We start from the raw sequence: 12,667 nt of genomic DNA, 5'->3' as shown, positions 1-12,667 counted from the left end.
TTTGAGATAATAAAATCCGCCTTTACCAAAGATACGCTTTTTCATCTTCAATAAATAGAGTACAACAATTAAAGTCAGTTTGTAAATTAATTTAATTTTTATACTATATTTAACTTGATTGATTGTAATGAATGCGTTATCATCAATACAAGAAAGTAAATTTAATTAACTTATTTACTTCTGTCTGTAACATTCTGAATTAATGTACTACTATAATCTTTATTATAGTAGTGGTCCATTTTTTCGGAACTAGGGTGCTCATACACCCATCCATAAAATCATTTCCAAGGGGGAACGTTTAATGAAAAGTTTCAAACTAGTAATTTTATTAATTGCCCTGTTAGTTGCTGCTGGTTGTAGCGAGCCACAGCAAAGTGAATCAGGCGTGGCCGGTGGAGAAGATGCGTCTGTTGAAACTCCAGGTAATGTTGGGGATGCTGAAATCACATTAGAATTTTGGAACGGTTTTACCGGCCCAGACGGTGATGATATCGCGAAGATTATTGCTGATTTCAACGAAGAAAATGAAGGTGAAATTGCTGTTCGTACGCAAACAATGCCTTGGGCTAACTTTTACGATCAATACCGGACAGTCGTAACGTCAGGTGAAGCGCCTGATATCGCCATTATGCACTTAGATCAAATTGCCGGGTATGCTAGATATGAACTTTTAACTCCTCTTGATGAACTAGCTGCTACGATTGGACTAGAATCAGAAGATTTCATTACTGAGGTTTGGGATGCTGGTGAATATGAAGGTCAACGCTTCGGTATTCCTTTAGACGTTCATCCATTAGCACTTTTTTATAATGTTGATGTATTAGAGGAAGCTGGCTATACAGAGCCTCCTAAAACATATGATGAATTGGTTGAAATGTCGTTAACTGTTCAAGAAAAGACAGATGCTCATGGAATTGCCATGCCAGTCTTCTGGCCAAGTAATATGATTTTCTATTCTTCCCTGCACTCTCATGGAGGAGAATCTGTCAGTGAAGATGGATTAACGCCATTGTACAACAGCCCTGAAGGCGAAGAAGCACTACAAAAAATGGTTGATCTTGTTTATAAACATGAAGTATCTCCTCCAGATGTTCAAGCTGATGGAGAAGTAACGTTGTTCCGTCAAGGAAATAGCGCATTCCATATTAATGGTATTTGGATGATCGCTGGATTTGAAGGACAAGATGGGTTAAACTTTGCAACAGCTCCTGTACCACAGTTTGGCGAGCACGCTGCCGTTTGGGCTGGGTCTCACAACTTTGTGCTTCCTAAGCAGCAAGACGAAGATCCCAAGAGACAAGAAGCAGCAATGAAGTTTATCCAATATGTATCTGAAAACAGCTTGCAATGGGCGAAGGCAGGACAAGTTCCGGCTACGTACTCAGTACTTGATAGTGACGAATTTAAAGAATTAGACCATCAATATAACGCTTCACAGCAAAACTTTGTATTCCCACCTACATCTCCATTTTATGGTGACGCATGGGGTCCAACAGGTCCTGCAGTGGATGAAGCGATGCTTGGTCAACTAGACCCAGCTGAAGCGCTTGAAAGAGCAGCGCGAGAAGGAGAAGCAAACGCACGTGATGCTGCACAATAAGGCACACAATATGAAATAATAACCTTACTTTAATGAGGAGGGGAATTAATCCTCTCCTCATTCATTAAATAGGGAGTGGATTAAATATGTCCGTTGCGAACATTAAAAACAACGTTCCTCATCCCCCAACGAAAAATAATGGAGAAGCGAGTGGTTTGGGTATGTCCGGTACTACTAACAATAATAAGAACAATACGCCTCGCCCCCGTACGAAAAATAAGGGGGATTGGAAAGAAAAATTAACACCGTTTCTTTTTATATCACCACATATGTTGTTCTTTATCATCTTTTTAGCTTATCCAACATTATATGGATTTTATATTAGCTTCAATAGCTGGAATTTCTTCACAGATATGCAGTTTGTAGGCTTGCAAAACTACGCAAATATTTTATGGAATTCAGATAGCCTGTATTTTGATTACTTTTGGTCTGCATTTCGTGCAACATTGATCTTCACGGTTTTATCTGTTCCATTTTTAGTGATCATTCCCTTATTTTTAGCTATCGGGATCAACGCACGTCCATTTGGCCATAATTTCTTTAGAGCTTTATTTTATGCACCTAGTTTGCTTTCTGTTGTTACAGTCGTATTAATTTGGATTTGGCTGCTTGATACGAATGCGGGTCTAGTGAATTACTATTTACAGACATTAGGGTTAGATAACATCCCATGGTTAACAAGAGCTCCTTGGGTCTGGATTTCATTAGTTATGATGACCATCTGGTGGACGATCGGAACAAACATGATTTTATTCTTAGCTGGATTAGGTGAGATTGCTGACCATTTATACGAGGCAGCAAAAATTGACGGCGCTAATAAAATTCAACAATTTTTCCACGTGACACTACCAGGACTTAAAGGTCCAATGGCATTCGTCGTCATTATGACAACACTTGCTTCGTTTAATGTCATGGCACAACCACAGTTAGCAACCGGTGGTGGACCTGGATATGAAACGAGAGTATTAATTCTTTATATTTATGAGGTCGGATTTACCGGTGGAAATCCAAGAGCTGGTTTGGCAGCTGCGATGTCTGTTGTGTTAGGTATGATCCTACTTTCCATTAGTCTTATTCAATTTAAACTAATGTCAAAAGAGAAATAACAATTGAAGGAAGAAGACGCAGATTGGAGGGCTACTTATGGCTATTGAAGACAAGTCTTCAAAATGGTTAAGTTTTATCTTTTTAAGTTTCATGGCATTATTTTGGATACTCCCTCTATTATGGGTGCTATCAACATCGTTAAAACCGGAGAGTCAAGCCATTTCTTGGCCAATTCGCTGGATACCTGAAACAATTACATTTGAAAACTATGCAAATGTTCTTCTACGTCAAGATGTTCCTGTGTTACGCTGGTTTTGGAATAGCTTTTTTATAGCAACTGTCCATACAGCTTTGATGTTGCTATTTAATTCAATGTCAGCTTATGCTTTTGCTCGTTTGAAATTCAAAGGACGAGAAGTCCTGTTTTGGGGTTTAATGGGAACAATGATGATTCCACCCGTTATGAATTTAGTACCTTTATATGGACTCATTAGTACATTGGGGTGGGTAAATAACTATTCAGCTATGATCTTCCCAGGGTTAGCAAGTGTATTTGGGATTTTCTTATTACGACAATTTTTCATTGGGATCCCATTTGAACTAGAGGAAGCAGCAAGAATTGACGGGGCATCGTCATTTTTCATCTACCGAAAAATCATCCTTCCCTTGGCAAAGCCTTCATTAATCGTGCTAGCGTTATTTACTTTTATGGCTAACTGGAACGATTATCTATGGCCATTAATCGTAACGACTAGTGCAGATATGAGAACATTGCCGGTTGGGTTAGCTATTATGCAAGGTCAATTTAACATCCAGTTTGCTAAATTGATGGCTGCAACGATTTTATCTGCTATTCCAGTCATCATTATCTTTATGTTTGCCCAACGTTTCATCATTAAAGGAATCGCATTAACTGGAATAAAAGGATAATCCATTATGAAAAATGCTATGACCGTTTTTTATCGATCATTATATGATATGTATCAAAACTTAGGAACCGTAATATGGTCTACGATCCTTTGGTGGATTTGTGTGTTGCCTATTTTCACATTGGGTCCAGCTAGTGCTGGACTCTTCTATGTACTAAAACAAAAGCGCCTAGGTAAATCGGTTGGTCCCAGAGATTTCTTCTACGGGATGCGTAGTCATTTCGGAGTCGGAATCCGTATCTCATTTCTTTATTTATTAATTAGTGTACCAGGGTTCATCTATTTCTTTTTACTACTTAGATTAGAATCGTTTGCGACGTACTTTTTAGCGATCATTCTTCTCTACTTTTTGGTTATGTGGCATTTTCTACTATTATATATGTTCCCTCTTTTAGTGGAACAAGAGAGTAAGAAACTATCTATTTTGTTCAAACGATCATTACGATTAGTTAGTGAAAACTACGTATTCACAATTAATATTGTTTTATATTTAGTCCTATTGACTTTAATTAGTAGCATTATTTCCATCCTCATTGTTGTTTGGGCTGGATGGATGGTCATCACTGCTTCTAACTCGTTACTTTTCCTTTTAAATAAATATGATCCAGAGAACTATCCATTTGATCCTACTGTTAGTTGGAAAGGGATTTGGAAGGCATGGAAATGATTAAGCGATTTCCACAATTGAAGATAGCGAATACATGGTAATGTTGATAAAATTAATTTGAGAATAAAAATAGGAGTAAGGTTGTCCATATAATCTTACTATCTATAAGAATAGAGGTTTAAATGATGACATTTATACCACAGACAGGCAGTTTTGAAGGGATGAAGTCACTCAATAAGTCGACCATCCTAAACGTAATTCGTCTTAAGGGACCGATTTCACGAGCGGATATTGCAAAAATTACAAAACTAACTCCTCCAACAGTTGGTACGATCGTCGGTGAATTATTAGAAGCAAATATGCTAAAAACAGAAACAGGTATTGCGAAAACACAAGGTGGTAGAAAGCCGTACTTGCTCAGTATCAATTCTCAGGCTTACTATGTCATCGGTGTCTATGCAGCAGCAGAAGTCATCCATACAGTCTCAGCCACTTTAGATGGTGAGGTTGCTTATAGTTACGAATATAAAATAACGCAATCCCCATCAAAAGAAGAATTTCTTACTATGATGAAAGCAAGCATAACTCATGTTATCGAATCGACGAATACATCACCTGATCAGGTCATTGGAATCGGGGTGGGGATGCATGGATTAGTTGATCCAGATCAAGGTTTATCTGTGTTTGCACCACATTTAAATTTAGAAAACATCCCGATTAAAGAAAGTTTGGAGAATGAATTCGACCTACCAGTATTAGTTGAGAATGACGTTCGTACTCTATCATTAGCTGAAAGTTGGTACGGCGAAGGCCAGGAAATATCTAACTTTATCTGCTTAAGTGTTGGTCTTGGTGTAGGGTCAGCGATTGTGATTAACAATGAGATGTATACGGGTCCTACCAATACAGCCGGTGAAATCGGACACACCATTGTCGATGTGAATGGACCACGTTGTTCATGTGGGAACTACGGGTGTTTAGAGGCCTACGCGTCAGAAAATGCGATCATAGATAGTATAAAAAAAGGGATCCGCTTAGGAAAAGACACGATCATCAATCAATGGATCGCCGGCGATGATAGTCAATTAACGTTAGAAATGATTTTCCAAGCAGCAGAGCAAGGTGATTATCTTGCATTAGAAAAAATCGAAGAAACAGGACGATTCCTCGGAATCGCTATAGCGAATCTCAATAATATTCTCACACCATCAAAAGTGATCTTAGAAGGCCGTATCTTCCAATTGGGAGATATTATCTTGTCGCCTTTAATACAGATGGCTAATAAAGGTTCATTAAGACGTTCGCTAAGTGAAGATTCAATCGTTTGTTCGAAACTAGGAAAAAAAGGCATGGTAATCGGAGCCTTCACCTTGGTCTTACGTAAATTATTTACACCTGGTGGATTGTAATTCCGCTACTAGAAGGGGAGCCTGAGTTATTTGTAACGGGTTCAGTTTCGGGAGGGAAAACGTGAATTTACAAGCTAAATAACAACCCATTCAGCATTCCTATCCCAACCAAATTAACACTAAAATTAGCATATAGCAACGCACAGATGTTATTATCTGTGCGTTTACTCATATTCTCGTCCCTTGTTTAACTAAACGCACCGGTTCACTTAAAGAAAAGGTACACTTTAATTAAACTTTATCCCATGTTTTTCTCTTGCTAATATAGTCTGCAATTAAATAAATAACGAGATATATCGGAAATGAATAAATATGTTCCCAGTTTAATGAACGATATATTCCAATCCATATAAAAAAAGGTTCCGCGAGAAAAGAGGATATTCCAGAAAAGATAATTCCTTTAATCAGTGGATGTGTAGTAGGCTTAATTTGAATGAAAGTCATAACAATAACTGGTAAAAGGGAAAAATCCCACGGGAAATAGGATGGAATAAATGGCAAAACTTCATATAAATAATACCATAATCCTAATACAACCCCTAAACAATCTAACCAAGAAGATATAAGAATGACAAAAAGACCTGCACTTAATAATCGAATGGTACTGTCCTTTTTTCTATATTTAATCCATAATAGCCAAGGGATAATAGTTAGTCCTACCCCCAAGCCACCACTGCCAAGTGAAAAGAACATCATTCTTCCAAAGTTCAAACATTTGATTATTCGCTTGAACGATAAGGTTATAGGTTTTTTCAGTTTGTTCTTGCAGAGTTTCATTCATTTTAAACAATCACTTTCTATGTAAAGTTATAGTCCTTTCGTCTTATTATTTACAATTTTAGTTCAAAATAATCAAAAAGAAAAGGCTGTTATGAAATGACAGCCAGCTCTTCCACTCTTGCCCCCGTTTGTTGAAGAACATTTTTTACTATAATGGATAATTTAAAGTTTCTTTAATTGGATTTCATGTATTTTCGCAGTAATTACAAGTGAAATAAAAAGAGTAATCACAATTAATGAAATTAATATGCTTATCGTTTCAGATATTGATAACGTAATAAAATCAACAACTAATCCTATGGATAAAAATATCAAGAAAACAAAAATGGCTATAATCCAGTAAAAAACAGCTTTTTTTCTAATTAATTTTGCATGTTTTTTATCCTTAAAATGAGGGTGAAGATAATACATACAAAAAGAAATAATTGTTATAGCAATCGCTGAATAAGTTTGATACAGGAGTGCGCTGGTTTCTATTATTGCTCCTATAATTAAAACTAACGAAAAAATAGCCATTATGATACCAACAATAAGATAAATAATTCGGTTACTCAATCTCTCACTCTCCTGCACCGTTAGCTGAATAATCCTTCTATCATTTTAACATAAAATCCCAAGTGAATTTTCGTAAAATATAAATTAAATAGTATCTAAAATAGCAGACATTTTAACACGGTTTTCATCTAGTCAATAATAGTGGATAATAGCGGATAGTCACTCGTTATTTAGCATGCTAATTCCTGTGTCAAAATAGCATATCCATTGCTATAACAATGAAATTAACAAAACCAAATCTATTGCGATTTGGTCCCAAAATAATAGTGTTATTTATTGTTTTCTCTCCCTAAACTGAACCCGTTAAGTTATTTGGTATCTCCTTTTTTTACAAGGCTACTGAAACAGGTTGGTTTTTACCTTTTCAGTGCCCTTTAAGCAATGAGCGCAGCCGTTGCCTTGTTTTAAAGCCTGCTATGAGTGGGTTTGTCAATCAAGAAGCGTGCAATGTGCGGAGCCATTGTCGCTTCCCGATGGGCTGTTTCAGTAGCCTCCGGTTTTTATTCAGTTGCCTCGAAATTACCCTTTTCACACCAATCATTCCAGAAATCCAATCATGTATTGACTTATTTTTTAATAAGCATATTTTCATTGCGTTAACCTTACTCTCCTCTCCCTAGTACAAAAATCAATGTTCTTTTCCTTCTACACTTTTTGGATCTAGTCTAAACTTCTATTTCAATTAAGACAAAATATTTGCCTCACAGCAATTTTTCTCTCTTATTTCGTAAAGGTTGCTAATTAAAATGGTAATTATAGGTAACAAAATGTTATAATTTAATAAATGTTGTTATGAATTTATTTTTCATAGAATATGCTGTATGATAATTATTAAAAGTTGGCTACGGAAGGATATGAGATTCAATGAGAGATTTAAAAGTTTCATTAAATGATGGACTCAAAATTTTTAAAGCGCTATCAAATGAGCAACGGTTAAATATATTGCAAGCATTAAACAACGGACCATTAAATGTAAATGAACTATCAGAAAAACTTAATATTCCTTTTTCAACAACGTCGGTTAACCTACAAAAACTTCAGGATGCTGGTTTATTAACGATCGAGATTATACCTGGACAGGGTAACCAAAAAGTAAGTTCAAAAAAATACGATAATATTGTTGTGAATATCAGCCCAGTTGAACAAACTGAAAATGACCATTATGTAGTAGATTTACCAATTGGTGATTTTATAGATTGTAAGATCGAACCAACCTGTGGAATGGCAAATGAAAGTGGCTATATTGGAACCCTAGATAAGTCAACAACTTTCTTTGAACCTGAACGTAGAAATGCACAATTACTTTGGTTCCGATCTGGATTTGTTAAATATCAATTCCCAAACCGAGTACCGCATCATTCAACTATCCAAGAGTTAATTTTTTCAGTAGAACTCTGTTCTGAGGCTCCTTACCATCGCTTAGATTGGCCTTCTGATATTACAGTTACGGTAAATGACATAGAGGTTGGAACCTGGACATGCCCAAGTGATTTCGGTGGTGAACGAGGGCTATTTACCCCTTCCTGGAGGAAAAACTCAAGTACCCAATATGGCTTGTTAAAACAGTGGAAAATTACGAATAAAGGTGCTTTTATTGATGATATACCCCTTTCAAATATTACAATTAATGATCTAAAAATAAAAGAACAACCGTTTATATCATTTGAAATTGGTGTTAAGTCAACTGTAGAAAATGTCGGTGGCGTAAATTTATTCGGAGCAAAATTCGGGAACTATAAACAGGGGTTAGTTATGAAATTAACACATAAACCCGGATAAAAATAAGTGGAATTGAAGACAAGGCCTTCAATTCCACTTTTAAATCTGTTAGTATTTTCAATGTTTTTTTTAAGCTTCTCCCATCATGAGACCTTCAATGGTATGCCCTTGCTCAATAATTTCGAGCTCATCGACAATACGGCACAACAAGTGGCTTTTCAGCTCTTCAGGCAATGTGTCATAAAACCTTTTCGTGACTTGCAGGTCATGTCTTTCGTGGTTGTTTGCTTCAGGTGCATCCACTCCTAACACTAGGACAGGTCTAGATTTAGTTGAATGGTTCGCCGTCCCCCGATGAATCGTCAAAGCAGAACGTACAGAAACATCCCCCATTTTAGGCATTTTTTGTTCCGCCCTCCCCTCATATCGACAGTAGCATTCTTTAGGCGGAAACATTTCGTAATCAAATTCACTGCCATCATCCCATTGAGTTCCAGGGGCAATTTCAAAAGGACCCATATTAGGCTCCACGTCTACCGTCGTAAGGTTAAACGCCAAAGAATTCAACCTTCTCCCTTTGGTCGTGTCAACTGGTGCGGGAAAATCCCGGTGCCATGTCTGATTAACAGCACCTGGGTTCGGCACGTCAAATCCAATCTCAACGAATTGATAATCTGGTCCTAATACCGCTTCACATACGGCTTTAACCCACGGGTGTGTAGTCAGTTCATTGAAACCACGAATATCCTCTGGGTGGATTTCGACATAGTGACGTTTAGGTCCCCGCCCCACTGCACCACCAGGCCTTTTGAGTGCATCCTCATAAAGCTTTTCAATGTCTTCCCCAAGTTCCTCTACCCATTCCCGGCTAAAGGCTCCTTTTACTCCAAGGAACCCCGGGCCATAAAGGGATCCTAAAATCTCTGCGGGATCATACTTTGCTAAAGAAATTTGTTTAACCTGCTTCATCATTGCCTCCCATCATCACATTAGAATTTTTTCCGGTCATATGACACTACTCTATTAAATCTGCTGCTTTTCTTTATACTCAACTGACCAGCCTTTATCATCTACCATTTGTGTGAAGAATTGGTTGTTTACTTTCAATCCAAACCCTGGCAGATCAGGTACAGCCACTTTTCCTTCTTTAATAACATAGGCAGAGTCATCAACACCCGGAATCTTCATTTCATCCCATTCAATAAATAGAAAACCGTTTATATTTGGTGCTAGATGTGCTAGAGCATAGTTTCCATAGGAGGCTCCATAATTATGAGGGGCTGTTTTTACATCTGCATCATCTAACTCAGCACCGAGTTCAAGCCAGTTGTGAAATCCATACGAACGAATATCATACTGGATCGCATCTAAATAGCCTTTTTTGGCCCAATTTACGATCGGTACAGCAGCTTCGCCTTCACCATCTGTCACCATAATATCCAGTTGATGCTGCCTTAACCATAACTTTAACTCCGCTAAGTACTCAGGATCCTCATGAAATGGTTCCTCGATCCAAGTTAAATTCGCCTGAGCTGTTTCGATCAGAACCTGCTTTGTTAAATTAAGGTTGTATCCATTATTCGCATCAATCATAATACTCGCGCTTGGTCCTGTTGCTTCTCGAACCCCGTTAATGATGGCAATATCACGTTTCATGCCGATATCTAAAGGCATATGCATCGCACCTCTGCCTACTTTAAGCTTAAAAGAACGATGCCCTTTTTCTAATCCTTCTTTCACTTGTTCCTGTATTAAGGCAACGGCCTCCTCATCACTCTCACAATGAAGATCGTTAAAATAAATGGATGTATCGTAACAGGCTACAGTATAATCCTTTAGCTTTTTTCCAGTCATTAATTCATAAACTGGTTTTTGTGTAACCTGTCCTAACCAATCTAATAGCGGAAACTCTATTAAATAATAGTCTGCTTGAACCTTTCCTTCATCTGTAAATAAATCCTCTACCGTTAAACCTATGATCTCAGCTGCATTCTCTTTTGAAATTTTGGACCAGCCAAATCCTTGTTTCCCGCCAATGGTCACTCGTACGAAATCAAGCGGTACATCCTTACCGTGCACTCCAAGTCTTGCATTGCAGCCTGCCGGACGAGGTCTTTCACCTATTAGGGAGACCCACTCAATTTTTTCTACTTTCCACTCACTATTAACCTCTGAAAATTTCATATTTTTCACTCCTCAGTATTATGGTTTGGTTTTTGTAGTACTCGTTCACTTACTTTATTCCGGTAAAAGAGATTCCTTTTATGATTTGTTTTTGGAAAATTAGGAAGACAATAATTACTGGAATGGAAACAATTACATTTGCCGCCATTGGAATGGTATAGTCTACAGTGAAACCGGCATTAAAGTACGGGATTCCAATAGGCACGGTCATTTTGTTTGCTGATGTGATCGCAATAAAAGGCCATAAGAATTCTTTCCACGTCCCTAAAAAAGTGAATATGCCCAACGCTGCAAGAGCAGGCCTTGAAAGAGGCAATGTTATTGTAAAAAGCATTCTGTAAATGCCGCATCCATCCATTTTTGCAGCTTCATATAATTCTTTTGGCAATCCATCAAAGAACTGTTTTAATAAGATTAATCCAAAAGGAACAGCAATAACCGGTAATACCAAAGAACTGAACGTATCTAGTAAATTCATATCTCTAAATAAAATGTATAACGGGATTAGAATAGCTTCTCCTGGAATCATGATCCCCGCTAGAATGAGCCAAAATAAAAAACGATAACCAGGGAAACGATAAAGTGAAAATGGAAAAGCTGCTAGAGAAGATAGCAATATGACAAAAAGTGTTGTAATAAAAGAAACAAGTAGACTATTCCAAAGCCATAACAATACAGGTGCACTAGTAAGGACGTGTACATAATTACCAAATGAAAATGGAGGAGTAAGCCACTGACCAGCACCTAAAAGAGACCCTGATGGTTTTAAGGAAACAATCACTACCCAGATTAATGGTAATGCCCATAAAAAGGCTATAATACAAGCAACAATATATACGACTTTACTACCAAACCTTCCGATAATATCCAAGTGTTCCCCCTCCTAACTTTTTTGATTTGTAAGCTTAAATTGGATTAATGTACATAGTAAAAGCACAATGAAAAAAATATAGGACATTGCTGAGGCTGTACCGAATGCATACTTTTGAAAACCTTCTTCATAAACATATTGAATAATGGTTCTCGTTGATCCAGCTGGTCCCCCTTGGGTAACTAAATAAACCTGTGAAAAAATTTTAAATGATGCAACAATCTGTAAGAAGGTTACTAATAACGTGATGCCCTTTAACATCGGTATTGTGATGAATCTCAACCTTTGCCATGCAGTTGCACCATCTATTTTTGATGCTTCATATAGTTCATCTGGGATGTCCTGAAGACCGGCTAAGTATAGAACCATATTAAACCCTGCCGTCCACCATACAGTAATAACAATAATGGAGACCCAAGCAAGAACAGGTTCTCCGAGCCATAATATTTCACTTGGCATACCTAGTAAACCTAATAGAAAATTCACGAGTCCCGTATAACCGCTTAATACAGCTTTCCAAACACTTGCCACAACGGAAACTGCTAATACCATTGGTAAAAAGAAGATTAATCTGAACACAACTTGCCCTCTTATCGGTTGATGGACAATTAAGGCAAGGATGAAACCAACTAAAATCAAAATGGGTGTTGATAATAGTACAAATAACAATGTGTGTGACATCGAACTATAAAAAACCGGATCATTAAAGACCTTTATATAATTCTTCAATCCGACAAATGTTTTATCACCAAGTATTTGCCAGTCATAAAAACTTACAACAAACCCTTGAGCAACGGGAAATAACGTAAAAATCGTATAGATTAGTAGAAAAGGCAAAAGGAGAACATATGCATGAACGTTCTTTTTCATCAATTGCCATTTCGACATTTTGTTGAATGGAATGGACTTACCAATCTCCGTTTTCCATTTGTTTGCGACCGACGCTTTTGCCATACTTTTCCCTCC

Annotated in this window: 12 protein-coding genes; 6 read left to right on the top strand and 6 right to left on the bottom strand. The window is 37.4% G+C overall.

The annotated features are described in order from the left end of the window. Window positions 1–301 precede the first annotated feature (301 nt). The 5 genes from SLH51_RS05295 (at window position 302) to SLH51_RS05275 (ending at window position 5,592) form a co-directional block, all read left to right on the top strand. Window positions 302–1,600, top strand: a complete 1,299-nt coding sequence (locus tag SLH51_RS05295; protein ID WP_335959682.1) for an ABC transporter substrate-binding protein — start codon at window positions 302–304, stop codon at window positions 1,598–1,600. An 86-nt stretch (window positions 1,601–1,686) separates the two neighbouring features. Then, window positions 1,687–2,706 carry a carbohydrate ABC transporter permease gene (locus tag SLH51_RS05290; protein WP_335959681.1) on the top strand — a complete coding sequence of 340 codons (1,020 nt, stop codon included), beginning with the start codon at window positions 1,687–1,689 and terminating at the stop codon, window positions 2,704–2,706. A gap of 37 nt (window positions 2,707–2,743) precedes the next feature. Beyond that, window positions 2,744–3,577: a carbohydrate ABC transporter permease gene (locus tag SLH51_RS05285; RefSeq protein ID WP_335959680.1), complete on the top strand. Its 834-nt coding sequence runs from the start codon at window positions 2,744–2,746 to the stop codon at window positions 3,575–3,577. Window positions 3,578–3,583: 6 nt separating this feature from the next. After that, complete coding sequence (locus tag SLH51_RS05280) at window positions 3,584–4,243, top strand: DUF624 domain-containing protein (RefSeq protein WP_335959678.1); 660 nt, start codon at window positions 3,584–3,586, stop codon at window positions 4,241–4,243. Window positions 4,244–4,365: 122 nt separating this feature from the next. Then, entirely contained in the window at window positions 4,366–5,592 is a 1,227-nt protein-coding gene (locus SLH51_RS05275; protein ID WP_335959677.1) for an ROK family transcriptional regulator, read from the top strand. A gap of 231 nt (window positions 5,593–5,823) precedes the next feature. Here the strand turns inward: SLH51_RS05275 and SLH51_RS05270 are convergent, their stop codons facing one another. Both SLH51_RS05270 and SLH51_RS05265 read right to left on the bottom strand, forming a co-directional pair. Then, entirely contained in the window at window positions 5,824–6,288 is a 465-nt protein-coding gene (locus SLH51_RS05270; protein ID WP_335959676.1) for a CBO0543 family protein, read from the bottom strand. Between the two features lie 246 nt (window positions 6,289–6,534). Then, window positions 6,535–6,927, bottom strand: coding sequence for a permease (locus SLH51_RS05265; protein WP_335959674.1), 393 nt, complete (start codon window positions 6,925–6,927; stop codon window positions 6,535–6,537). Between the two features lie 864 nt (window positions 6,928–7,791). Here SLH51_RS05265 and SLH51_RS05260 point away from each other — a divergent pair. After that, window positions 7,792–8,706: an ArsR/SmtB family transcription factor gene (locus SLH51_RS05260; RefSeq protein ID WP_335959672.1), complete on the top strand. Its 915-nt coding sequence runs from the start codon at window positions 7,792–7,794 to the stop codon at window positions 8,704–8,706. Window positions 8,707–8,775: 69 nt separating this feature from the next. On the opposite strand, the gene SLH51_RS05255 is transcribed toward SLH51_RS05260, so the two are convergent. From SLH51_RS05255 to SLH51_RS05240, 4 genes are read right to left on the bottom strand one after another with little or no spacing between them, the layout of a single operon-like run. Continuing rightward, window positions 8,776–9,618, bottom strand: coding sequence for a phytanoyl-CoA dioxygenase family protein (locus SLH51_RS05255; protein WP_335959671.1), 843 nt, complete (start codon window positions 9,616–9,618; stop codon window positions 8,776–8,778). Between the two features lie 51 nt (window positions 9,619–9,669). Continuing rightward, window positions 9,670–10,830 (bottom strand): enolase C-terminal domain-like protein, encoded by a 1,161-nt coding sequence (locus SLH51_RS05250; RefSeq protein ID WP_335959670.1) that lies wholly within the window; start codon window positions 10,828–10,830, stop codon window positions 9,670–9,672. 49 nt (window positions 10,831–10,879) lie between these two features. After that, window positions 10,880–11,701 (bottom strand): carbohydrate ABC transporter permease, encoded by an 822-nt coding sequence (locus SLH51_RS05245; protein WP_335959668.1) that lies wholly within the window; start codon window positions 11,699–11,701, stop codon window positions 10,880–10,882. Between the two features lie 12 nt (window positions 11,702–11,713). Further along, entirely contained in the window at window positions 11,714–12,655 is a 942-nt protein-coding gene (locus SLH51_RS05240) for a carbohydrate ABC transporter permease (protein ID WP_335959667.1), read from the bottom strand. Window positions 12,656–12,667: the final 12 nt, after the last annotated feature.

Origin of the sequence: Halalkalibacter kiskunsagensis, assembly GCF_037027555.1 — a bacterium.
Taxonomy (GTDB): Bacteria; Bacillota; Bacilli; order Bacillales; family Bacillaceae_D; genus Halalkalibacter; species Halalkalibacter kiskunsagensis.
The sequence above is the reverse complement of the archived record's forward strand: the minus strand, read 5'-3'. Positions and strand labels throughout refer to the sequence as shown.